Origin of the sequence: Duganella sp. LjRoot269, assembly GCF_964254095.1 — a bacterium.
Taxonomy (GTDB): Bacteria; Pseudomonadota; Gammaproteobacteria; order Burkholderiales; family Burkholderiaceae_D; genus Rugamonas; species Rugamonas hordei.
Genome location: NZ_CAXUSL020000001.1, coordinates 1,553,620 through 1,577,088, shown reverse-complemented (window position 1 = coordinate 1,577,088; position 23,469 = coordinate 1,553,620). Strand labels below are relative to the sequence as shown.

The following is a 23,469-nucleotide window of genomic DNA, read 5'->3' as shown; positions in this document are numbered from 1 at the left end:
CCAACAGTGAACAATGTCACAAAATCAAGGCATTTTAACCGGTGGTGACGTTTTTTTGCCGCTGTGATATGTTGCTGTGCATGCGCTTCAACTCTTCCAACCTGTCCATCAAACGCCGCACCGCCGTCGAGGCGACCGATTTCCTGCGCCGCGATGACAAAATGGCAGCATTGCTGCCCGCCATAGAACGCATGGCCTCGCTGCAAAAGGACTGCGCGGCGGCCCTGCCGGCCATGTTCAAGTATTGCGAAATCCTGGCGTTCGAGGATGGGCAGCTGACCTTGTCGCTGCCGAACGCGTCGCTGGCGGCCAAGCTCAAGCAGCAACTGCCCAAGCTGCAGGAGACGCTGGCCAGGCGCGGCTGGCAGGTGCACGGCGTGAAATTAAAGGTGCAGATGACCAAGCCGGCCGAGATCAAGGAGCAGATGCGCTCGTTATCGCTGTCGGATGCGGCCGTCACGGCCTTCGACGAGCTGGGCGATACGCTGGAGGCCACGCCACAGAACGCCACCCTGATCGCGGCGCTGAAGGCCATGGTGGCGCGTCGCCGCCAAACTTCTTAAGTTAGTGCCCACTCGCGCGCCATCTGGCGCAGATACGAGGGCGGAGCCACCTCGTTAGTCTCGAACGAGACGATTTCATACGCCTCCGGATGCTTCAGCAGCTCCAGCAGCAGCTGGTTGTTGAGCGCGTGGCCGGACTTGTGCGCCTCGTAGCTGGCCAGTAGCGGATGGCCGACCAGGTACAGGTCGCCGATCGCGTCGAGGATCTTGTGGCGCACGAATTCATCGTCGTAGCGCAGGCCGTCCGTATTGAGGATGCGGTACTCGTCCATCACGATGGCGTTTTCCAGCGAGCCGCCGCGCGCCAGGCCTATGCCGCGCAGCATTTCCACGTCCTGCATGAAACCGAAGGTGCGGGCGCGCGCCACGTCATGCACATAGGAGACGTCGCCGAAGTCCACATGGGCGCGCTGCTGGGTGCCGTCGACCGCCGGATGGTTGAATTCGATGAAGAAGTCCAGCTTGAAGCCGTTGTACGGGGTCAGCCGGGCCCATTTTTCCTTGTCGCCCGTGCCTTCGCGAATTTCCACCGGTTTCAGCACGCGGATGAATTTCTTGGCCGACGGCTGTTCCAGCACACCAGCCTGTTGCAATAAAAACACGAAAGACGAGGCCGAGCCGTCCATGATGGGGATTTCCTCGGCACTGACTTCGATGTACAGGTTGTCGATGCCCAGGCCGGCGCAGGCCGACATCAGGTGCTCGACGGTCGACACGCGGGCGCCGTCCTTGACCAGCACGGACGCCATGCGGGTGTCGCCCACCGCCATGGCGCTGGCCGGAAATTCCACGATGGGCGTCAGGTCGACGCGGCGGAACACGATGCCGGTGTCGGGCGCGGCCGGGCGCAGGGTCAGCTCGACCTTGGTGCCGGAGTGCAGGCCCACACCCGTGGTGCGGACCAGTTCTTTGATGGTGCGTTGTTTTAACATCCGGCGATTATAGCGAACTGTAGTTAAGGATGCTCAGCTTCGACATGCACCGCTTCGCGGCGCACCAGGTAGATGCCGCTGCCGATGATGATGGCGGCGCCCAGCAGCGTGTAACCGTCCGGCAGCGTCTGCCAGAGCAGCCAGTCGATCGCCACGCCCCAGGCCAGCGCCGAGTATTCAAACGGCGCCACCACCGAGGCCTTGCCGGAACTGAAGGCGCGGGTGATCGCCAACTGGCCGAGGAAGCCGCTCAGCGCCAGCGCCAGCAGCACCCAGCCGTCCTCGGCGCGCACCGGCACCCAGTGCTGGACCGACATCGCCAGGCCACCGGCCGCCATCAGCAGCAAATACCAGAACATCATCGACTCGTTGCTGTCGGTGCGCGCCAGCATGCGGCTGACGACGGCCGACAGCGCGTAGCACGCTGCCGAGCCCAGCAGCGCCAGCCCGCCCAGCGACAGGAAGCCCGTCCCCTCGGGACGCAGCACCACCAGCACGCCGAGCAGGCCGACCGCGATGGCCACCCACTGGCCGATGCCGACCTTCTCTTTCAATATGAATACGGACAGCGCGGTGATCAGCGACGGCGCGATGAAGAAGATCGAATACGCTTCGGCCAGCGACAGCGCCTTCAGGCCAAAGGCAAACGAGGTCAACATCGCGATGCCGAGCAGGCTGCGGAAAATATGCATGCCCCAGCGCACGCGGAAGATGCCGCGGAAAGCGCCGCGATACAGCATGTAGCCGCACAGCAGCGGCAGCGAACTGAGGGCGCGCATGGCGGTCACTTGCGTGGCGGGATAGTGGGCGGACAGCAGCTTCATGGTGGTGTCCATGAACGAGAACATGGCGACCGCGGCCAGCATCGCGTAGATGCTGCGCAGGTTTTCTGAGCGGGTGACGGAGGACAGGGGAAGCTCCTTGCAACAGGTCCGGGGAGGACCACTGGAAACGTCATCATGGCGACGTCCGGAGCCAGGACCGGCAGGCTGTGCCCGGTCGTTTCGATTATAGCAAGGGGCTACTTTCCTTGCTATTCCCGTGCTCCTCTCAGTAAAGTTTCCGGCAGCTCACTCTAAAGCCGTGACCGGCCAGCCGATATGCGCAGCGTGGCGCAGGCTGGCTTTGACGACCATGCGGTGCATGGGCGCGATGCAAAACAGGTAGACCCGCCCCAGCAGATTGTGACAATGGACCACCGTCGAGACGGTCAGCTCGCGCCCGCCGTCGGCCTCCGGCCTGCCGCTGCACAGTACCGACACGCGGAAATCGAGATGCATATCGTCCTCGCCCATCACAATCTCAGTTTCGCTGGTGCGGTAGACCTTGAAGATGCCAAGCCGCTCAGCCCTCGCATCATGGGCCAGGGTTGCCAGATGCCTGGCGGTCTTCAGACCAAAGCCGGCAACGATCACATCGCGAAGAGTGGTGAGTTTCCCTATCCATGAAGGCTGATGCGCAAAGATGAACCGGGCCAGCAGATCCGGATCACCGGAGGCGCCGGACGGCAGCCGTATGGCAAATGCGTCGGCCAGGTTGACCGACTGGTAGAGGTCGGTGATGCTGGACTGCGCGGGAAGCGCAACCGGCGTTGCAAAGCTGAGTTCGATCGGCATGTGTCAACCATAAGTGGAACGTCAGAACGATGCAGAAACTATAACATCAAATTCCTATCGTCGTTGCCAGGCCAATCAAGTCTGCGGCAGCAGCATCACCAACTTCAGATCGTGCCGCTTGGCCGGGTGCAGCGTCACTTGATTGAAGCTCAGCTCGCCCTGCAGCGGATGGCGGAAACGGCGCAGGCCGCCTTCCCGGCCGACCACGTCCTGCAAGGTCCACAGTTCGGCGAAGAATGCGCTGGCCTCTGACAGTTCGGCGATCAGCCCGGCCAGCGGCGGCTCACCGGCATGGCGGCCGATGTCCGCGCGGAATTCGGCCACCAGCCGCCGGGCGCGCTCCGGCCAGTCGACGATGAGCTCGCGTGCCGCCGCATTGCCGAACATGTAGTACAACAGATTGGGCCGGGACTGCTGCGGCTGCGACGGCAGCCAGCCGGCAAACAACCGTGCCGCCTGCGGATTCCACGCCAACGCATCCCATTGCCGGTCGAGGATGTAGGCCGGCGCGCCGATGGCCATGACGATCGCGTCCAGCGCTTCGGCCGTGCCGCCGCCGTCGTCGTGATGCGGATCGAGCCGGTCGGCCAGGCCGAACAGGTAGGCGCGCTCGGCGGGCGACAGTTGCAGCACTTCCGCCAGCCGCGCCAGCATCTTGCTGGACGCCTGCACCGCCCTGCCCTGCTCCAGCCACGTCAGCCAGGTTGGGCTCACGTCGCACAGTTGCGCCAACTCTTCGCGCCGCAGGCCGGGCGTGCGGCGCCGGCCGCCGCCGGGCAGGCCCACACTGCCCGGAGTGGTGCGCTCCCGGTGTGCACGGATGAATTCGCCGAGTTTGTTGTGCATGGTAGTCCTTATACCAGGATAAGTACTTGCCTTGTTACAGGATAAAAACACGCCTATTCTGCCCTGACTCGCACAACTTTTGGAGAAAACCATGCAACAGCAAGCCGTCGTCGCCCAGCAGTTCGGCAATACCGCCAGCGCCTACCTGACCAGCACCGTCCACTCGCAAGGGGCCGACCTGGCCGCGCTGCGCGAGCTCGCCGCCGCACTGCCGCGCCCGCCGATCGTGCTGGACCTGGGCTGCGGCGCCGGCCACGCCGGCTTCGCCGTGGCGCCGGTGGCGGAATCGGTGACGGCGTTCGACCTGTCGGCGCAAATGCTGGAAGTGGCGGCCGGCGCGGCGCGCGAGCGCGGACTGACCAACATCGCCACGCGGCAAGGCAACGTCAGCCAGCTGCCGTTTGCCGACGCCTCGTTCTGCATGGTCGTCACGCGCTTTTCCGCGCACCACTGGTTCGACGTGCCGGCCGCGCTGCGCGAGGTCAAGCGCGTGCTCAAGCCACGCGGCCTGTTCGTCGTCATCGACATCACCGCGCCGGAAAATCCGCTGCACGACACCACCTTGCAAGCGGTCGAACTGCTGCGCGACGGCTCGCACGTGCGCGACTACCGGCCATCCGAATGGTGCGCGATGCTGGCCGGCGCGGGCTTCAAATGCGAGCGCGTCAGCGACTGGAAGCTGGAGATGAAATTCGACGAATGGACCGCCCGCATGCGCACGCCGGCCGAGCGGGTGACGGCGATCCGCAGCCTGTTCGGCACCGCGCCGGAAGAGACGCTGCAATACTTCGCCGTGCAGCCCGACTGCTCGTTCTCGATCGACTCGACCTTGTTCAAGGCCAAACACGACTTCGGCGACATCTACTGAGGCGGCCCCGCGCGGGCGAACAACGCTATACTTCTCCTACGTTCAGGGAGAATGCAATGCCGCGCGATGTGCCATCGGAACCGCGCAGCTGGCTGCTGGAGCGCCGCTGCACACTGACCCAGCGTCAACTGGCGCTGGTGTTCGTGACGCTGTGCGTGCCGTCGGGGCTGGTGGCGCTGGCGTTCCTGTGGCAAGGCTATTGGTATGTATTGGTCTATGCGGTGCTGGAGCAGGCGGCGCTGGCGGCCTGCCTCAGCTACTGCGCCCGCCATCGCGGCGACTACGACCGCATCGACATTTCCCCCGCCGCCATCATGGTCGAGCAGCGCCGGGGCAGCAAGCGCAGCGAACGGCGCCTGCATCCCCCTACCACCCGCCTGCTGCCGCCAAGCGGCGACAGCGATCCCATCCATCTCGAAGACCGTGGCGAGCAGATCGAAGTGGGCCGCTTCCTGAGTTCAGCCCAGCGGCGCAAGCTGGCCGACGAGCTGTCGACATGCTTGAGCAGTCACGGCCGGCAATAAAAAACGGCGCCGCAGCGCCGTTTTGCTACCGCATCCAGCCGGACCGGCGATTAGGCCTGGGCCAGCAGGGTTTCGGCGTTCGACACTTCGAACTTGCCGCCCTGTTCGATGTTCAGCTGGGTCACGACACCGTTGTCGACCAGCATCGAGTAGCGCTGCGAGCGGGTGCCCATGCCGAACTTGCTGAAGTCGGCGTCCAGGCCCAGGGCCTTGGAGTAGGCGGCGTTGCCGTCGGCCATCATGCGGACGATGCCGGTGGCTTTCTGGTCGCGGCCCCAGGCGCCCATGACGAAGGCGTCGTTGACCGAGATGCACCAGATTTCATCGACGCCCTTGGCTTTCAGGTCGGCGGCGTGCTTGACGTAGCCTGGCACGTGCTGTGCCGAGCAGGTCGGGGTGTAGGCGCCTGGCAGGCCGAAGATCGCGATCTTCTTGCCCTTGACCAGGTCTTGTACGTTGAACGTGTTCGGGCCGAGCGAGCAGCCTTCGGTTTCGGTTTCGATGAATTCGGACAGGGTGCCTTCTGGCAGGGTGTCGCCAATCTTGATGGTCATGTATGACTCCTTTTATGAATGTTGAACGTAAAAAAGCCGCGCCTAAGCGCGGCTTTCACCGGCATAGAACGAGCAGTATGCCTTAATCGGCCTGTTTGCGCAGGAAGGCTGGAATGTCGTAGGTCTCCATGCCATTCTTCTCCATCGCGCGCACCTGTTCGGAAGCCGATTCGCGACGCCATACCGCCGGCGCCTTCATGCCGTCGAAGGCCGGCGATGCACCGCCGCCCATGCCGCCGGTCGCGCCCATCGACACGCCCGCCGAAGCGGCGCCGCCGCCCAGTGCAGCCGATGGCATCATCGGGCTGTTGTGGGTGCCGGTGCGCAGCATCTGCTGAGGAACCAGCTGCACGTGCTTCTTGGCCTTGCCCAGGCCGGTCGCCACCACGGTGACGCGGATGTTGTCGCCCATGTCGTCGTCGTAGGCGATGCCCTGGGCGATCGACGCGTCCGGCGCCGCAAACGCGCGCACGGCGGCCATGACTTCCTTGATCTCCTTACCTTTCAGGCCGCGCGAGGCGGTCACGTTGACCAGCACGCCGCGCGCGCCCGACAGGTCGACGCCGTCCAGCAGCGGCGAGGCCACGGCCTGCTCGGCGGCGATGCGCGCGCGGTCGACGCCGGACGCGGTCGCGGTGCCCATCATGGCCTTGCCCTGCTCGCCCATGATGGTCTTGACGTCGTTGAAGTCGACGTTGATGTGGCCCGGAACGTTGATGATCTCGGCGATACCGGCAACGGCGTTGTTGAGCACATCGTCGGCGTGCTGCAGCCATTCGATCAGCGATTCGTCTTCGTAGATCTCTTCCAGCTTCTCGTTCAGGATCACGATCAGCGAGTCGACGTTGGCCGACAGGGCTTCCAGGCCTTCGTCGGCGATGTCCATGCACTTCTGGCCTTCGTGCGAGAACGGCTTCGACACCACGGCCACGGTCAGCGCGCCCAGCGATTTGGCGATTTCCGCCACGATCGGCGCGGCGCCGGTGCCGGTGCCGCCGCCCATGCCGGCGGCGATGAACACCATGTGCGCGCCGCGCAGCGAGTCTTCGATGCGCTGGCGCGATTCCTCGGCCAGCTTGCGGCCGACGTCAGGCTTCATGCCGGCGCCCAGACCGGTCTCGCCGATCTGGATGATGTTGTCGGCCTTGGAGGTCGACAGCGCCTGGGCGTCGGTGTTCGCGGCGATGAATTCCACGCCGGACATGCCCTTGTTGATCATGTGTTGAACTGCGTTGCCACCTGCTCCGCCGACTCCGACGACCTTGATGACGGTACCCAAAGCTGCGTTATCGACCATATCAAACTCCATGATGTACTCCCTATCAGAATGCGGTTTTCAAGCGCCAGTCCTCATATTTTTTAGAAGAACTGGGGATTGAAAACTGCGGTTTCAATATTAAAAAAACGTCGCGTTTTACTTCAAAAATTACCGAGGAACCATTCCTTCATGCGCTGCCATACTGCCTTTACCGATCCATCCTGCCGCGTGACGATATGGCCACGCAGGTACTGCTTTTTCGCTTCCAACAACAGGCCCAGCACCGTCGCGTAGCGCGGGCTGCGCACCACGTCGGCCAGCTGGCCGCGGTAGTCCGGCGTGCCCAGGCGCGCCGGCTTGAGGAAAATGTCTTCCGCCATCTCGACCATGCCCGGCATGATCGCGGTGCCGCCGGTCAGCACGATGCCCGAGGAGAGCACGCCTTCGTAGCCGGATTCACGCACCACCTGGTGCACCATCGCGAACAGCTCCTCGACGCGCGGCTCGATCACGGCGGCCAGCGCCTGGCGCGACAGGTTGCGCGGACCGCGGTCGCCCAGGCCCGGCACTTCCAGCGTCTCGCCCGGATCGGCCAGCACCTGCTTGGCCACGCCGTAACGGATCTTGATCTCTTCCGCTTCCGAGGTCGGCGTGCGCAGCGCCATCGCGATGTCGTTGGTGATCTGGTCGCCGGCGATGGGGATCACGGCGGTGTGGCGGATCGCGCCGTCCGAGAACACGGCGACGTCGGTGGTGCCGCCGCCGATGTCGATCAGCACCACGCCCAGTTCCTTCTCGTCCGGCGTCAGCACCGCGTCGGCCGAAGCCATCGGCTGCAAAATCAGGTCCGACACTTCCAGCCCGCAGCGGCGCACGCACTTGACGATGTTCTGCACCGCGGACACGGCGCCGGTCACGATATGGACTTTGACTTCCAGCCGGATGCCGCTCATGCCGATCGGTTCGCGCACGTCTTCCTGGCTGTCGACGATGAATTCCTGCGGTACCGTATGCAACAGCTGCTGGTCGGTCGGAATGTTAACCGCCTTTGCCGTTTCGATGACGCGCGCCACGTCGGTCGCCGTCACTTCCTTGTCCTTGATCGCCACCATGCCGCTGGAATTGAAGCTGCGGATATGACTGCCCGCGATGCCGGCATAGACATTGCGGATCTTGCAGTCGGCCATCAGCTCCGCCTCTTCCAGCGCACGCTGGATCGATTCGACGGTCGCTTCGATGTTGACCACCACGCCTTTCTTCAGGCCCTTGGACTCGTGCTGGCCCAGGCCTATCACTTCGTGGCGTCCATCGCCCATCACCTCGGCCACCACGGCCACCACTTTCGAGGTGCCGATGTCGAGGCCAACGATCAGGTTTTTAGCGTCTTTAGTCATTTATCTCTGCCTACTGAATTTTTTTCTTCACTATCGGTTTTGGCTTGGTTCCCTCTGTCGGAATCTTCAATCCCGTCGCGCTCAGGGCCAGCCCGTTCTGGTACCGCATATCGATCGTGTCGATGTTCTGCAAGTGCTCCACCAGCTGCGGATAAATCCCGGTCAGGCGGTCCACCCTTTCCTTCAACGTGGTGCTGGTCTGTTCGCGCCCCAGCGCCACGCTCATGCCGTTACTCAGTTTCACCGTCCACGCATACCGGCCCGACAGCGACAGCGACTCCGGCACCAGCTTGAGCGGTGCGAACCACGCGCGCAGCTCGTCGTAACGCGACAGCACTTCCTTCTCGCTGCCGTCCGGCCCATCGAACTCCGGCAGCGTGTGGTCCTCTTCCGCCTCGGCCAGGTTGGCGGTGAACACATCGCCCTTGGTCGACAGCAGCTTGCCGTCCTCGCCCCACGTTCCCAACGCCTCATGCTCTTCCAGCGCCACGATCAACTGGTCCGGCCATTCGCGGCGTACCGTTGCGCGGCGCACCCAGGGCACCGATTCAAACGCCTGGCGCACCGCATCCAGGTTGGTCGTGAAGAAGTTGCCCTTGATGCGGCCCAGCGCGTTGCTGCGCAGCGTCAGGTGATTCACATGCTTTAACTCGTCCTGCCCTATCGTCTCGATGCGGATGGTGCGCAGGTTGAACATCGGACGCTGCGCCACCCACCACACGCCGGCCCCGATGCACGACAACAGCGCCAGCACGAAAATGGCACTGGCGGTTGCATTCAAGGCTTTTGCGTCTTGCCACATCCTGCCGCTTATCCCTTCATCTTCAAGCGCGCCGTGCGCAGGATTTCCACGCACAGGTCCTCATAGCTGATGCCTTCCGCGCGCGCGGCCATCGGCACCAGCGAATGACTGGTCATGCCAGGGGAAGTGTTCACCTCCAGCAGGAACGGCTTCTGATCGCGCTCGCGCAGCAGCACGTCGACCCGGCCCCAACCCTCGCAACCCAGCGCCAGATAGGCTTGCAGGGCGATGCGGCGCATCTCTTCGCTCAGCGCTTCCGGCAGCGCGGCGGGGCAGAAATACTTGGTGTCGTCGGTGAAGTACTTGTTCTGGTAGTCGTAATTGCCTTCCGGGGCGACGATCTCCACCACCGGCAGCGCGCGCGCGGCAGCGCCCGAGCCGAGGATGGCGACCGTGAATTCGCGGCCGGTGACGAATTCCTCGGCCAGCACCGAATCGTCCAGCGCGGCGGCGATGTCGTAGGCGGCCTTCAGTTCATCGGCGGCGTTGACCTTGGTGATGCCGATGGTCGAGCCTTCATGCGGCGGCTTGACGATCAGCGGCAGGCCCAGGTCGGCGGCCACGGCGTCCAGGTCGGAGCCGGCGTTGAGCACCGCGTAGCGCGGCGTCGGCACGCCGGCGGCCAGCCAGACGATCTTGGTGGTGATCTTGTCCATGCCCACCGAGCTGGCCATCACGCCGCTGCCGGTGTAGGGTATGCCCAGCAGTTCCAGCGCGCCCTGCAGGCTGCCGTCTTCGCCGTAGCGGCCGTGCAGCGCGATGAACACGCGGTCGAATTTTTCAGCGGCCAGTTCGGCCAGCGAGCGCTCGCCGGTGTCGAACAGGTGGGCGTCCACGCCCTTGCTTTGCAGCGCCTTCGCAACGCCGGTGCCGGACATGATCGAGACTTCGCGTTCGGCGGAACGGCCGCCGAACAGCACGCCGACCTTGCCGTATGCTTTTGCGTCAGTAGAAGTAAGGTGATTCACTTTCAGACCTTAGTGTAATTAGTCAGTTTTGCCGGGACGCCGCTGATCGAGCCTGCGCCCATGGTCATCACGACGTCGCCGTCGCGCACCACGCTCATGATGGTTTCCGGCATATCGCCGATCGCCTCCACGAAAATCGGTTCCGTCTTGCCGCGTGCGCGCAATGCGTGCGCCAGCGCGCGGCCGTCGGCGGCCACCACCGGCGCTTCGCCGGCGGCGTAGACTTCGGCCAGCACCAGCACGTCCGGCGCGCCCAGTACCTTGACGAAGTCCTCGAACAGGTCCCGCGTACGGCTGTAGCGGTGCGGCTGGAAAGCCAGCAGCAGGCGGCGGCCCGGATAGGCGGCGCGCGCGGCGGCCATCGTCACTTCCATTTCCAGCGGATGGTGGCCGAAGTCGTCGACCAGCGTAAAGGTGCCGCCGCCTGGAATGGCGACGTCGCCGTATTTGGTGAAACGGCGGCCGACGCCGGCAAAGCCGGCCAGGCCGGCCTGGGTGGCGCTGTCCTCGATGCCGATTTCGCGCGCGATGGCGATCGCCGAGCAGGCGTTCTGCACGTTGTGCAGGCCGGGCTGGTTCAGCACCACGTCCAGGTCCGGATAGCCTTCCTGGATCACGGTGAAGTGCATCTCGACGCCGACTGCGCGCGCGTTCACGGCGCGCACTTCCGCATCCTCGGCAAAGCCGTAGGTGGTCACCGGCTTGGTCACCTGCGGGATGATGGCCCGCACATGCGGATCGTCGATGCACAGCATCGCGCGGCCGTAGAACGGCAGGCGGTGCGTGAAATTCACAAAGGCCTGCTTGAGCTTCTCGAAATCATGCTCGTAGGTTTCCATGTGATCGGCGTCGATGTTGGTGATGACTTCGATCATCGGCGTCAGGTTCAGGAACGATGCATCCGATTCGTCGGCTTCCGCGACCAGGTAGTCGCCGGTACCCAGCTTGGCGTTGGCGCCGGCGGACGTCAGGCGGCCGCCGATGACGAAGGTCGGATCCAGCCCGCCCTGCGCCAGCACCGACGCCACCAGGCTGGTGGTGGTGGTTTTGCCGTGCGTGCCGGCGATGGCGATGCCGCGCTTCAGGCGCATCAATTCGCCCAGCATCACCGCGCGTGGAACGATAGGGATCTTGCGGCTGCGCGCGGCCACCACTTCAGGATTGTCCTGCTGGACGGCGGTCGAGGTGACGACGGCGTCGGCCTTGCCGATGTTCTCAGCCGCATGGCCCTGGAACACCTGCGCGCCCATGTCGGCCAGGCGTTGCGTGACGGCGTTGCTGCCCAGGTCCGAGCCGGACACGGTATAGCCCAGCGTCAGCAGCACCTCGGCGATGCCGCTCATACCGCTGCCGCCGATGCCGACGAAGTGAATATTCTGTACTTTATGTTTCATGCTAACTGTTCCAATACGGTGGCGATAGCGTCGTTGGAGTCGCGCTTGCCGACGCCCAGGGCCGCGTTGGCCATGGTCAGGCAAGCGCCGCGGGTCAGCGTTTCCAGCAGCGTCGCCACACTTTGCGCGCTCATTTCCGTCTGCGGCATATGAATCGCCGCGTTTTGTTTCGCCATCCACTTCGCGTTTTCGCGCTGGTGGCTGGTTGTCGATGCGACCAGCGGAACCAGCACGCTGGCCACGCCGGCCGCCGTCAGTTCCGACAGCGTGATCGCGCCGGCGCGGCAGATCACCACGTCGGCGGCGCTGTAGGCAGCCGCCATGTCGTCGATGAAGTCCACCACGTTCGCTTCCACACCCGCCTGCGCATACGCCGCGCGCAGGGCATCGATATTCTTCTTGCCCGACTGGTGCGTTACCACCGGACGCCGCGCGGCCGGGATCAACGCCAGCGCGGCCGGCAGGTTGTCGTTCAGCGCTTTCGCCCCGAGGCTGCCGCCCACCACCAGGATGCGCAGCGGGCCTTCACGGCCGGCGAAGCGCAGCGCAGGCATCGGCATGTCCAAAATCTCCTTGCGCACCGGGTTGCCGGTGACGACAGCCTTGCTGGCGGCCTTGCCGAAATTGGCGGGGAAGCCGAAGCACACGCGGTCCGCGAACGGCACCAGCGTCTTGTTCGACAGCAGCAGCGCCGCATCCGCATTGACCAGCACCAGCGGCACGCCGCGCACGCGCGACATCAAGCCGCCCGGTACCGTCACGTAACCGCCCATGCCCATCACCACATCCGGCTTGCGCTTGCCGATGAAGCCGAAGCAGTCGACGAACGCCTTGACCATCTTCAGCGCGCCGGCGAGGGAATGCTTGATGCCCTTGCCGCGCATGCCGGTGAAGTCGATGCTGTCCATCGCGATGCCGTGCTTCGGCACCAGATCCTGCTCCATGCCGGCGGAAGTGCCCAGCCAGCTCACTTCCCAGCCGCGCGCGCGCATGGTTTGCGCTATCGCCAGGCCGGGGAAAATATGACCGCCCGTACCGGCCGCCATAATCATCAATCGTTTCATAATCTGCCACCACGCATCAGGACCCGGTTCTCGTAGTCGATCCGGAGCAGGATCGCGAGCCCGACGCAGTTAATCACAACACCCGTGCCGCCATAGCTCATCAGCGGCAAGGTCAAGCCCTTGGTCGGCAGCAGGCCAAGGTTGACACCCATATTAATAAACGTCTGCACACCGATCCAGATGCCGATGCCCTTGGCCGTCAGGCCGGCAAAGGTCTGGTCGATGGCGATGGCCTGGCGGCCGATGTCGAAGGCGCGCTTGACGATCCAGTAGAACAGCGCGATCACCACCAGCACGCCGGCCAGGCCGAGTTCCTCGCCGATCACCGCCATGATGAAGTCGGTGTGCGCTTCCGGCAGGTAGTGCAGCTTTTCCACGCTGCCGCCCAGGCCGACGCCAAACAACTCGCCGCGCCCAAAAGCGATCAGCGAGTGCGTCAGCTGGTAAGCCTTGTTCAATGCGTTGTCCTCTTCCCACGGATTGAGGTAGGCGAAATAGCGCTCGCGGCGGAACTTCGACAGCGCGATGATCGACCCGAAGATCGCCACCAGCACCAGGCCGATGCCGCCGAACCAGACGGCGTTGATCCCGCCCAGGAACAGGATGCCCATCGCGATGCAGACGATCACGCCGAATGCGCCCAGGTCCGGCTCCAGCAGCAGCAGCAGGCCGACCACGCCGACCGCCGCGGCCATCGGCATGAAGCCCTTGGTCAGCTTGTGCATGTATTCCTGCTTGCGCACGGTGTAGTCGGCGGCGTACAGCACGGCGACCACCTTCATCAGCTCCGACGGCTGGATCTTGATCACCACCAGCGACAGCCAGCGGCGCGACCCGTTGACCACCGAGCCCAGACCGGGCACCAGCACCAGGAACAGCATCACCAGCGTACCGGCGAACAGATAAGGCGCGGCCTTCTGCAAATCGGCGATGCGGATGCGGAACACGAACAGGCCGACGACCAGCGAAACCACGATGAACATCGCCTGCCGCTGCAGGAAGTAGGTGTTCTGCCAACGGACGTAGTTGACGTATTTCGGCGAATCCGGCAGCGAGATCGAGGCCGAATACACCATCACCATCCCGAACAGCATCAGCAACAGCGTGACCCAGACCAGCGGCTGGTCGTATTCCATCATCTTCGACTGACGCGCGCGGCTGTCCATCGACATGCCTGTCGACTTTTCAGCGAAGCGGAACGGCAGCTGGAAGGCCATCAGATCTCCTGTCCTGCGTCGAGTGCGATATCGCGCACGGCGTCGATGAACACCTGGGCGCGATGCGCGTAGTTCTTGAACATGTCCATGCTGGCGCAGGCCGGCGACAGCAGCACGGCGTCGCCGGCCTGCGCCAGTTCGCTCGCGCGCTTGACGGCCAGCGGCAGGTCGGTGCCGCAGTCTTCCAGCTCGACACCGGATGGCTCCAGCGCGGTGCGCAGCAGCGGCGCGTCGCGGCCGATCAGCAGCACGGCGCGCGCATAGCGCGATACCGGCTCGGCCAGCGGCGTGAAGTCCTGGCCCTTGCCGTCGCCGCCCATGATGACCACCAGGCGCTGTTCCGCGCCGGCGAAGGCCTTGCCCAGGCCGTTCAATGCGGCCACGGTGGCGCCGACGTTGGTACCCTTGCTGTCGTCGTAGTACTCGACTTCGCTGATGGCGCCGACCAGCTCCACGCGGTGCGGCTGGCCGCGATACTCGCGCAGGCCGTGCAGCAATGGCGCCAGCGGCAGGTCGATGGCGCGGCACAGCGCCAGCGCGGCCAGCGCGTTGGATGCGTTGTGCACGCCGCGGATCTGCAACGCGTCGGCCGGCATCAGGTTCTTGACCATGCACTCGACCGGCGGTGGCGGTGGATCGTTCTTCTTGCGTTTCTTCGGTTCGCCCTCTTCCTCGGCCGGAACGGCGGTGGCCAGCCACAGCACGCCGCGCTCGTTGTTCAGGCCAAGGTCGTCGCGCAGCGTCGGCGCGTCGGTGCCGAAGGTGACATTGACGCCGGTGGCGCTGGCCATGCGCATGACGGTGGCGTCGTCGCGGTTCAGGACGCGTACCGTGTCGGCGGCGAAGATGCGGTGCTTGGCGGCGGCGTAGGACGGCATGTCGCCGTGCCAGTCCAGGTGGTCCTGGGTCACGTTCAGCACCGTGGCGGCATCCGCTTCCAGCGTGTAGGTGGTCTGCAGCTGGAAGGAGGACAATTCCAGTACCCACACTTCGGGCAACGCTTCGTTATCCATCACTTCGCGCAGCACGTCCAGCGCTGCAGGGCTGATGTTGCCGGCCACGCGCACCGTCTTGCCGGCGCGTTCGCACAGTTGGCCGACCAGCGTGGTGACCGTGGTCTTGCCGTTGGTGCCGGTGATGGCGATGACCTTGGGCGTGTAGGCGCGTTCATTTTCCAGCGCTTCCAGCGCCTGCGCGAACAATTCGATCTCGCCCCATACGGGGATGTTCGCCGCGGCGGCGGCGGGTGCGATCTCTTTCAGTTCGCGGCCGGGCGCCAGGCCGGGGCTGACGGTGACGAAGTCCACGCCATCCAGCAGCGTAGCGCCGAACGGACCGGCGATGAATTCCACGTCGGAGATCGCTTCGCGCAACGCAGGCAGGCGGTCCGGCGACTCACGGGTATCGGCAACGCGCACGCGCGCGCCGCTGCGGGCGAGCCACAGCGCCATCGCCAGACCGGATTCACCCAGTCCCAATACCAGTGCGTTTTTGCCTTCGTAAATCATCAGCGCAGCTTCAGCGTAGACAAACCAATCAGTACCAGCATCATCGTGATAATCCAGAAACGCACGACGACCTGGGTCTCTTTCCAGCCTTTTTGTTCAAAGTGGTGATGCAAGGGCGCCATCAGGAATACGCGGCGGCCGACGCCGAAGCGCTTCTTGGTGATCTTGAACCAGCCCACCTGGATAATCACGGACAGCGTTTCAGCGACGAAGATGCCGCCCATGATGAACAAGACGATTTCCTGGCGCACGATCACGGCGATGGTGCCCAGCGCGCCGCCCAGCGCCAACGCGCCGACGTCGCCCATGAATACTTGCGCAGGGTGCGTGTTAAACCACAGGAAAGCCAGACCCGCGCCGGCCAGTGCGCCGCAGAAGATAATCAGTTCGCCCGCGCCGGGAATGTGCGGAATGAACAGGTACTTCGAATACGTCGCGCTGCCCGTCAGGTAGGCGAACAGGCCCAGTGCCGAGCCGACCATAATCGTCGGCATGATCGCCAGGCCGTCCAGCCCATCGGTGAAGTTAACGGCGTTGCTGGTGCCGACGATGACACAGTAGGTCAGCGCGATGAAGCCCCACACGCCCAGCGGATAGCTGATGGTCTTGAAGAACGGGACGATCAGGTCGGCCTTCGGCGGCAGATCCATCGAGAAGCCGGACTGCACCCAGGCGAAGAACAGCTCAAACACCTTGCCCGCGTTCGGCGCGGACACCGAGAACGCCAGGTACAACGCCGCTGCCACGCCGACCAGCGACTGCCAGAAGTATTTTTCCGCCGAACGCATGCCTTCGGGATCCTGGCGCACCACCTTGCGGTAGTCGTCGACCCAGCCGACCGCGCCGAAGCCCAGCGTGACCACCAGCACAGGCCAGATCAGTCGGTTCGACAGGTCGCACCACAGCAGCGTCGACACGCCGATGGCGATCAGCAGCAGCACGCCGCCCATGGTCGGGGTGCCGTGTTTTTTCAGGTGGGTTTGCGGACCGTCGGTGCGCACGGCCTGGCCGTACTTCATGGCCGTCAGTTTGCGGATCACGGCCGGGCCGGCGCCCAGGCCGATGACCAGCGCCGTGATCGTCGCGAAGACGGCGCGGAAGGTGATGAAGTTGAAGACGCGGAGTGGTCCGAGGTCCTGCTGGAAATATTGTGCGAGCCAGAGCAGCATGATTAGTGACTTTCCTTGTTAGCTTGTTGCGATCCAATCAAATGCTGCACGACCCGTTCCATCTTCATGAAACGGGAGCCCTTGATTAATACGGTTGCATCCGGCGTTACCGCTGCATCGACAGCAGCCAGCAGATCGCCGAAGTTTTCAAAATGACGAATGGACGCGCCTTTCATGTGCGTGGCCAGCTCGCCCGTTACCAGCACCTGTTCGATGCCTTTGGTCTGCGCATATGCGCCGATTTCTTCATGAAACTCCGGACCCTGCGTGCCGACTTCGCCCATGTCGCCCAGCACCAGCACGCGCGGCGCGGCGGACTTGGACAATACGTCGATGGCGGTGCGCACCGAATCCGGGTTCGCGTTGTAGCTGTCGTCGATGACCACGGCGCCGTTGGCGGCGGCCTTCTTCTGCAGGCGGCCGCTGACGGGCGCGAAGGTGTCGAGGCCCAGCTTGATCTTGTCCAGTGCGATGCCGGCGGCGTAGGTGCAGGCGACGGCGGCCAGCGCGTTGCGCACGTTGTGCTCACCGGCTGCCTGCAGGTTGACGAAGAACTGTTCAGGCTCGCCCTCGCCTTCGCGGATGGTGACGAACATCTCGTTGCCGAAATCTCCGGCGCGGAAGGTGCAGCTCACTTCCGCGTCCTTGGTCAGGCCGAAGCGCAGCACGCGGCGGCCTGCCGACAGCTCTTCCCAGATCGGCGTGAATTCGTCGCCGTGCGGGAACACGGCCACGCCGTCCGCCGGCAGGCTGGCCAGCACGGCGCCGTTTTCGCGGGCGACCGCTTCGACGGTGTGCATGAATTCCTGGTGCTCGCGCTGGGCGTTGTTGACCATGGCGACGGTCGGCTCGGCGATGGCGCTGAGGCGGCCGATTTCGCCGGGATGGTTCATGCCCAGCTCGACGACGGCCGACTGCTGCTTCGCTTCCATGCGGAACAGCGTCAGCGGCACGCCGATTTCGTTATTCAGGTTGCCGCGCGTGGCCAGGCGGCCTTCTTCGCCATGAGCCGCCGCGAGGATGGTCGCGATCATTTCCTTGACCGTGGTTTTGCCATTGCTGCCCGTGACGCCGATGACCGGCATCGCGAACTGGCGGCGCCAGTAGTTGGCGATCTGGCCCAGCGCGGTCAGCGTGTCCGGTACGACGATGGCCGGAAGGTTCCAGCCATCAGGCAGCTCTTCGACGATGGCAGCGGCGACGCCCTGCTCCGCCACCTGCGCGAGGAACTGGTGGGCATCGAACACTTCGCCGCGCAATGCGACAAACAAATTGCCGGCCATGACGCTGCGGCTGTCCGTGGAGACGCCGTTAAACACCACTTCGCCGGCGCCAATCAGCCTGGCGCCCGCGATCGAAGGCAGAATCTGTGCGAGTGCTGCGCGCATCAATTCGTCCTCATCATGGTTAAACGTGCCGACAGCGCCAGCTGCGCGTGCTCGGCATCCGAGAATGGCAGTTTCTTGCCCTTGATTTCCTGATAGGGCTCGTGGCCTTTACCGGCCAGCAGGATCACGTCCGGCTTGCCGGCATGCTTGATCGCCGACAGGATGGCGGCGGCGCGATCGTCCAGCGCCTGCACCGTCGATGCCGGATTGTTCTGGTCCATGCCGGCCAGGATCTGCTCGATGATCGAATGCGGATCTTCGCTGCGCGGATTGTCGCTGGTGACCAGCACGTGGTCGGCGATCTGCGCGATCTTGCCCATCTGCGGGCGCTTGCCCGGATCGCGGTCGCCGCCGCAGCCGAACACGCACCACAGCTGGCCGCCGCGATCGCTGGCCACCGGACGCAGCGCGGCCAGGGTCTTCTCCAGCGCATCCGGCGTGTGGGCGTAATCGATGACGATCATCGGCGCATCCTGGCCGCCGACCTGCTGCATGCGTCCAGGCGCAGGCTGCAGCGCTTCGGCCGCTTCGATGGCGGCGCGCAGGCCGGCGCCCTTGGCCAGTATCGCGCCCATCACGCCCAGCGCGTTGCTGATGTTGAAGTTGCCGACCAAATGCGTTTTGACCAGCGCCACGCCCAGCGGGCAATCCAGATGGAATTCGGTGCCGAGGCTGCGGCTGCTGCGCATCTGGCTGGCGCGCAGCATCAGCACGCCGTCGATGTCCGGCCGCGCGGTCGTGTCGTGCAGCGTGTAGCCGATCAGCGGGATGTTACCGGCCAAAGGAGCCGGCTTGGCTTTCAGGTGATCGATGATGCGCACGCCGGCGGGATCGTCCAGGTTGACGACCGCCGTTTTCAGGCCGGGCCAGTCGAACAGCTTGACCTTGGCGGCCTCGTAGGCCTCCATCGTGCCGTGGTAGTCCAGATGGTCGCGGGTCAGGTTGGTGAACAGCGCGACGTCGAAGTGCATGCCGGCCACGCGGCCTTGTTCCAGGCCGATGGACGACACTTCGATCGCCAGCGATGCCGCGCCCTGCCCGCGCAGGTCGGCCAGCGTACGCGCCAGCAGCACCGCGTCCGGCGTGGTGTAGCCGGTGACGTCGTATTCGACTTCGCCGCGCGCGCGGAACAGGCCCACGCCCAGCGTGCCGACCACGGCGGCCGGTTCGGCGCCGCGCGACAGGGCCTGGCCCAGCCACACGGCGCTGGAGGTCTTGCCGTTGGTGCCGGTCACGCCGACGGTGAACATCGCCGCATCGGGCTGCTGGTAGAAGGCGTGCGCGATCGGACCGGCGTTCTGCTTCAGGTTATCCACGGCCAGGTGGGGCACGGTCCAGCTGTCGTTCCAGGTGAAACCGGCGGGGTCCAGCACGATCAGCGACGCGCCCTGCTCGATGGCGTTGTCGATAAAGCTGCGCCCATCGCCGGCGTCGCCGGGATAAGCGAAAAACACATCGCCCAGCTTGATGCGGCGCGAATCCGACGCCAGCTGCGCGCTCGGCGCCAGCTTGCGGATCGCGGCTGCAATAGCCATCGGGTCGAAGTCAGAAGTGGTCACATGTTCTCCTGTGCTGCATTATCAGGAATGATGATATGGGTAAGGGTTGAATCCGGCGTGATGTTCTTGGCGCGCAACGCATTGGCGGCCAGCGCGGAGAACACGGGACCGGCGACGTCGCCGCCGACGTGCACCGGGCCGCCCGGTTCGTCGATCATGACGGCGATGATGAAGCGCGGGTTCGACATCGGCGCCATGCCGACGAAGTTGCCGATGTATTTGGTCTGCGAATAGTGCCCGTTGAGGAACTTCTGTGCCGTGCCGGTCTTGCCGCCGACGCGGTAGCCCGGCACCTGCGCCTTGACGGCCGAGCCGCCCGGCTGGGTCACCATCTCCAGCATCTCGCGCATCTCGGCGGCGGTCTTGGCGCTCACCACCTGCGTGCCGTGCGGCGCCTCGCTGACCTTCTGGAACGACAGCGGAATGATGTCGCCGTCGCGGGCGTAGATCATGTAGGCGCGGGCCAGCTGGATCAGCGACACCGAGATGCCCTGGCCGAAGCTCATGTTGGCCTGCTCGATGGGGCGCCAGGATTTATAAGGACGCACGCGGCCGGCCACGGCGCCGGGGAAGCCCCACTTGGGCTGCTGGCCGAAGCCGACCTTGGTGAACATCTCCCACATCTCCTGCGGCGGCATGGCCAGCGCGATCTTGGAGGTGCCGATGTTGGACGATTTCTGGATGATGCCCTGCACGTCGATCATGTAGTGCGGATGGGTGTCGTGGATCACGTGGTCGGCGATCACCATCGAGCCGGCGCCGGTGTCGAACATGGTGTGCGGCGTGATGCGTTTTTCATCCAGCGCCAGGCCGACGGTGAACGGCTTGAGCGACGAACCCGGCTCGAAGGTGTCGGTCATGACGCGGTTGCGCAGCTGCTCGCCGGTCAGCTTGGAGCGGTCGTTCGGGTTGTAGGTGGGCCAGTTGGCCAGCGCCAGCACCTCGCCGGTGTGCACGTCCAGCACCACGGCGGCGCCGGCCTTGGCGTGGAACTTCTCGACCGACTCCTTCACCTGCGTGAAGGCGATGTACTGGATCTTGCTGTCGATCGACAGCGTCAGGTCCTTGCCGTCGTGCGGTTCGCGCACCGACTCGATGTCCTCGACGATATGGCCCAGGCGGTCCTTGATCACGCGGCGGCTGCCCGGCTGGCCGACCAGGGTTTTCTGCTGCGCCAGCTCCATCGATTCCTGGCCCACGTCCTCGACGTTGGTGAAGCCCACCACGTGGGTGGTCACTTCGCCCTGCGGGTAGAAGCGCTTGTATTCCTTGCGGGTCTGGATGCCGTCGATGCCCAGCTTGGTGATCTGGTCGGCCACGTCCTGCTCGACCTGGCGCTTCAGGTAGACGAAGCCGCGGTCGGAATCGAGCTTCTTCTGCAGGTCGGCGTTGCTCATGTCGAGCAGCCTGGCCAGCTCTTTCAATTTGGCCGGCGGCGCGTCCTGCACGTCGTCCGGGATCGCCCAGATGGCTTTGACGGGAATCGACGAGGCCAGCACCTGGCCTTCGCGGTCGGTGATCTTGCCGCGCGTGGCCGGCAGGTCCAGCGTGCGGGCGTAGCGGATCTCGCCCTGCTTCTGCAGGAACTGGGTCGACAGGCCTTGCAGCCACAGGGCGCGGCCGGCCAGGCCGGCGAAGGCGGCAAACAAGACGAACAGCACGACGCGCGAACGCCATACCGACAGGCGCACCGCCAGCACAGGGTTCTTCGAGAACGGCACGCCCCTGGAGGCGGCTACGCGCGAGGTGTTCGCATTGCTGCCGCGGCTCATTTCGATCCTTCCGGCGTCAGGTACTGCGTGCGGGCCGCGGTCAACGGGGTCATGTTCAGGTCGCGGCGGGCGATTTCCTCGATGCGCGCGTGCTTGCCCAGCGTCGACTGGTCCAGCTGCAGCTGCGCCCATTCGATGTCCAGCTGGCGCGCCTGCGACTGCGCCCGTTCCAGCTCGATGAACAGGTGGCGCGCCTGGTATTGCGCGTTAACCAGCGACAGGCCGCAAGCGACCAGCATCGCCGCCAGCACCAGGTTGATCTTGCCGCTCATGCCGCACCTTCCGCGATTGAAGGAATCGGCAGCCGGCGCGCCACGCGCATCACGGCGGAGCGGGCGCGCGGGTTGGCGTCGACCTCGGCGTCGGACGGCTTCATCTTGGCCAGCAGCTTCAGCTCCGGCTGCGGCAGGTCGACCGCGCGGATCGGCAGGCGGCGGTCGGGCTGCTCGACATTGGCCTTGGACGCGAAGAAGCGCTTGACCATGCGGTCTTCCAGCGAGTGGAAGCTGATGATGGCGATGATGCCGCCCGGCGCCAGGCTGTCGTAGGCCTGGTTCAGACCGATCTCGAGATCTTCAAGCTCTTTATTGATGAAAATCCGGATAGCCTGAAATGTGCGGGTTGCCGGATCCTTGCCCTTTTCCCGAGTCTTGACCGCGCCTGCCACGATGCCGGCAAGCTGTCGTGTGGTTGAAATTGGCTCGACTGCCCGGCGAGCAACAATCGCCTTTGCAATCTGAAAAGCAAACCGTTCTTCCCCATATTCTTTTATCACCTTTTCCAGTGTCTGTTCGGTTTCAGTGGCGATCCACTGCGCCGCCGACATGCCGCGCGTGGTGTCCATGCGCATGTCGAGCGGGCCATCGTTGCGGAAGCTGAAGCCGCGCGCGGCGTCGTCCACTTGCGGCGAGGAGATGCCCAGGTCGAGCAGGATGCCGTCCGCCTTGGGCGCGCCGCGTTCGGCCAGCGCCGCGCTCATGGTGGCGAAGCTGTCATGGACGATGGTGAAGCGCGGGTCGGCGATCTGTTCGGCGGTGGCGATGGCCTGCGGGTCCTTGTCGAAGGCGATCAGGCGCGCGTTGGCGCCCAGCCTGGACAGGATCAGGCGCGAGTGGCCGCCGCGGCCGAAGGTGCCGTCGATGTAGACGCCGTCGGCGCGCGCGCCGTCCAGCGCCAGCGCGTCGACCGCTTCGTCTAGCAGCACCGTCCGATGCTGAAATTCCGGCACCGATGTCATGGTCATCACGGAGCCTTAGAAGGAGAAATTGGCGAGTACATCGGGGGTGCCGGCATCCATCGCCTGCTGCTCTTTTTCCGCCATTTTCGCGGTATCCCAGATTTCGAAATGGGAACCCATGCCCATCATCATGACTTCGCGGTCGAGGCCGACGGCGCTGCGCAGTTCCGGCGAGATCAGGATGCGGCCGGCCGTGTCCATTTCGACGTCGACGGCGTAACCGAGGAAAATACGCTGCCAGGCGCGGGCCTGCATGGGCCAGCTGGCGATCTGTTGACGGTGTTGTTCCCACACGGGGCGGGGGAACAGCATGACGCAGCCATCGGGATGGCGGGTCAGCGTGAGGCGGCCTTCGCACTGGATCGACAGCGCGTCACGGTGCTTGGCAGGAATAGACATCCTGCCTTTGGCATCGAGATTGATTGCGGACGCGCCTTGAAACACGGGATTACCTTTTGACCTCAGTATGGTTAGCGGAGCATGAACAGCACTTTCCTTGTTTCATCTCCCCCGCCGCTAAGTCGGGTGAAATTTCCCACAAAAAGACACTTTTTCACACAGATGCCCACTTTAGAGGAAGCAAGAATAGTGGTCAAGCGCTTTCAGGCAAACGAAACAGCGATTTTATTAATGAAATTAAGGACTTAGCGCGATTCCTTGAAGCCGCATAGAAATAAAATAGTTAGCCAAATTAAGCACTTATGAAAGAGTGTGAATGTGCTACCTCATCTGTGCACATGTGTTTGGGCGCACTAAAAGGGGGAAAATGGCTTTAATAAAATAGTGAAATAAATGCATATAGTTGCAGTTCGCCAACATTGCAGTATCAAATCGAC

Annotated in this window: 23 protein-coding genes; 3 read left to right on the top strand and 20 right to left on the bottom strand. The window is 64.1% G+C overall.

Annotated features, from left to right (window positions below; all coding sequences use genetic code 11):
* Nucleotides 1-80: 80 nt before the first annotated feature.
* Complete coding sequence (locus tag ACSQ3S_RS06980; RefSeq protein WP_436141946.1) at nt 81-563, top strand: DciA family protein; 483 nt, start codon at nt 81-83, stop codon at nt 561-563.
* On the opposite strand, the gene lpxC is transcribed toward ACSQ3S_RS06980, so the two are convergent.
* The 4 genes from lpxC to ACSQ3S_RS06960 form a co-directional block, all read right to left on the bottom strand.
* Complete coding sequence (gene lpxC / locus ACSQ3S_RS06975; protein ID WP_176654625.1) at nt 560-1,495, bottom strand: UDP-3-O-acyl-N-acetylglucosamine deacetylase; 936 nt, start codon at nt 1,493-1,495, stop codon at nt 560-562. The genes ACSQ3S_RS06980 and lpxC overlap by 4 nt on opposite strands.
* Nucleotides 1,496-1,518: 23 nt before the next feature.
* A complete protein-coding gene (locus tag ACSQ3S_RS06970; protein ID WP_176654626.1) occupies nt 1,519-2,361 on the bottom strand; it encodes a DMT family transporter in 843 nt (280 codons plus the stop codon).
* A 204-nt stretch (nt 2,362-2,565) separates the two neighbouring features.
* On the bottom strand, nt 2,566-3,111 hold the full coding sequence (locus ACSQ3S_RS06965; RefSeq protein ID WP_436141945.1) for a DUF2867 domain-containing protein: 546 nt from the start codon (nt 3,109-3,111) through the stop codon (nt 2,566-2,568).
* Nucleotides 3,112-3,186: 75 nt separating this feature from the next.
* The gene (locus ACSQ3S_RS06960) at nt 3,187-3,957 is read right to left on the bottom strand and encodes a helix-turn-helix transcriptional regulator (protein WP_436141944.1); all 771 of its coding nucleotides are present in this window, start codon (nt 3,955-3,957) and stop codon (nt 3,187-3,189) included.
* Nucleotides 3,958-4,048: 91 nt separating this feature from the next.
* Here ACSQ3S_RS06960 and ACSQ3S_RS06955 point away from each other — a divergent pair, with 91 nt between their 5' ends.
* Together ACSQ3S_RS06955 and ACSQ3S_RS06950 are read left to right on the top strand one after the other, a co-directional pair.
* Nucleotides 4,049-4,825, top strand: coding sequence for a class I SAM-dependent methyltransferase (locus tag ACSQ3S_RS06955; protein WP_436141943.1), 777 nt, complete (start codon nt 4,049-4,051; stop codon nt 4,823-4,825).
* Nucleotides 4,826-4,881: 56 nt separating this feature from the next.
* Nucleotides 4,882-5,349 carry a DUF2244 domain-containing protein gene (locus ACSQ3S_RS06950; protein WP_436141942.1) on the top strand — a complete coding sequence of 156 codons (468 nt, stop codon included), beginning with the start codon at nt 4,882-4,884 and terminating at the stop codon, nt 5,347-5,349.
* A gap of 50 nt (nt 5,350-5,399) precedes the next feature.
* Here ACSQ3S_RS06950 and ACSQ3S_RS06945 read toward each other — a convergent pair whose 3' ends face one another.
* From ACSQ3S_RS06945 to mraZ, 16 genes are all read right to left on the bottom strand, one after another.
* On the bottom strand, nt 5,400-5,903 hold the full coding sequence (locus ACSQ3S_RS06945) for a peroxiredoxin (RefSeq protein ID WP_176654631.1): 504 nt from the start codon (nt 5,901-5,903) through the stop codon (nt 5,400-5,402).
* 82 nt (nt 5,904-5,985) lie between these two features.
* Nucleotides 5,986-7,212, bottom strand: coding sequence for a cell division protein FtsZ (gene ftsZ / locus ACSQ3S_RS06940; RefSeq protein WP_176654632.1), 1,227 nt, complete (start codon nt 7,210-7,212; stop codon nt 5,986-5,988).
* A gap of 110 nt (nt 7,213-7,322) precedes the next feature.
* Nucleotides 7,323-8,555 carry a cell division protein FtsA gene (gene ftsA / locus ACSQ3S_RS06935; protein WP_008445439.1) on the bottom strand — a complete coding sequence of 411 codons (1,233 nt, stop codon included), beginning with the start codon at nt 8,553-8,555 and terminating at the stop codon, nt 7,323-7,325.
* Between the two features lie 10 nt (nt 8,556-8,565).
* The gene (locus ACSQ3S_RS06930; protein ID WP_176654633.1) at nt 8,566-9,357 is read right to left on the bottom strand and encodes a cell division protein FtsQ/DivIB; all 792 of its coding nucleotides are present in this window, start codon (nt 9,355-9,357) and stop codon (nt 8,566-8,568) included.
* Between the two features lie 8 nt (nt 9,358-9,365).
* A complete protein-coding gene (locus tag ACSQ3S_RS06925; protein ID WP_176654634.1) occupies nt 9,366-10,325 on the bottom strand; it encodes a D-alanine--D-alanine ligase in 960 nt (319 codons plus the stop codon).
* 2 nt (nt 10,326-10,327) lie between these two features.
* Nucleotides 10,328-11,719, bottom strand: a complete 1,392-nt coding sequence (gene murC, locus ACSQ3S_RS06920) for a UDP-N-acetylmuramate--L-alanine ligase (RefSeq protein ID WP_176654635.1) — start codon at nt 11,717-11,719, stop codon at nt 10,328-10,330.
* Entirely contained in the window at nt 11,716-12,783 is a 1,068-nt protein-coding gene (gene murG, locus ACSQ3S_RS06915; protein ID WP_436141941.1) for an undecaprenyldiphospho-muramoylpentapeptide beta-N-acetylglucosaminyltransferase, read from the bottom strand. Before murG ends, murC begins: the two co-directional genes overlap by 4 nt.
* A complete protein-coding gene (gene ftsW / locus ACSQ3S_RS06910) occupies nt 12,780-14,000 on the bottom strand; it encodes a putative lipid II flippase FtsW (RefSeq protein ID WP_176654636.1) in 1,221 nt (406 codons plus the stop codon). The genes murG and ftsW overlap by 4 nt, the downstream gene beginning before the upstream one ends.
* The gene (murD, locus tag ACSQ3S_RS06905; protein WP_436141940.1) at nt 14,000-15,508 is read right to left on the bottom strand and encodes a UDP-N-acetylmuramoyl-L-alanine--D-glutamate ligase; all 1,509 of its coding nucleotides are present in this window, start codon (nt 15,506-15,508) and stop codon (nt 14,000-14,002) included. The genes ftsW and murD overlap by 1 nt, the downstream gene beginning before the upstream one ends.
* On the bottom strand, nt 15,508-16,677 hold the full coding sequence (gene mraY, locus ACSQ3S_RS06900) for a phospho-N-acetylmuramoyl-pentapeptide-transferase (RefSeq protein ID WP_176654638.1): 1,170 nt from the start codon (nt 16,675-16,677) through the stop codon (nt 15,508-15,510). The genes murD and mraY overlap by 1 nt, the downstream gene beginning before the upstream one ends.
* Before the next feature lie 2 nt (nt 16,678-16,679).
* On the bottom strand, nt 16,680-18,065 hold the full coding sequence (locus ACSQ3S_RS06895) for a UDP-N-acetylmuramoyl-tripeptide--D-alanyl-D-alanine ligase (protein WP_436141939.1): 1,386 nt from the start codon (nt 18,063-18,065) through the stop codon (nt 16,680-16,682).
* The gene (locus ACSQ3S_RS06890; protein WP_176654901.1) at nt 18,065-19,600 is read right to left on the bottom strand and encodes a UDP-N-acetylmuramoyl-L-alanyl-D-glutamate--2,6-diaminopimelate ligase; all 1,536 of its coding nucleotides are present in this window, start codon (nt 19,598-19,600) and stop codon (nt 18,065-18,067) included. The genes ACSQ3S_RS06895 and ACSQ3S_RS06890 overlap by 1 nt, the downstream gene beginning before the upstream one ends.
* Before the next feature lie 20 nt (nt 19,601-19,620).
* Entirely contained in the window at nt 19,621-21,396 is a 1,776-nt protein-coding gene (locus ACSQ3S_RS06885; RefSeq protein WP_176654640.1) for a peptidoglycan D,D-transpeptidase FtsI family protein, read from the bottom strand.
* Entirely contained in the window at nt 21,393-21,668 is a 276-nt protein-coding gene (gene ftsL, locus ACSQ3S_RS06880; protein WP_176654641.1) for a cell division protein FtsL, read from the bottom strand. The genes ACSQ3S_RS06885 and ftsL overlap by 4 nt, the downstream gene beginning before the upstream one ends.
* On the bottom strand, nt 21,665-22,639 hold the full coding sequence (gene rsmH, locus ACSQ3S_RS06875; protein WP_436141938.1) for a 16S rRNA (cytosine(1402)-N(4))-methyltransferase RsmH: 975 nt from the start codon (nt 22,637-22,639) through the stop codon (nt 21,665-21,667). Before rsmH ends, ftsL begins: the two co-directional genes overlap by 4 nt.
* Nucleotides 22,640-22,648: 9 nt before the next feature.
* Nucleotides 22,649-23,077 carry a division/cell wall cluster transcriptional repressor MraZ gene (mraZ, locus tag ACSQ3S_RS06870; protein WP_436141937.1) on the bottom strand — a complete coding sequence of 143 codons (429 nt, stop codon included), beginning with the start codon at nt 23,075-23,077 and terminating at the stop codon, nt 22,649-22,651.
* Between the last annotated feature and the right edge of the window lie 392 nt (nt 23,078-23,469).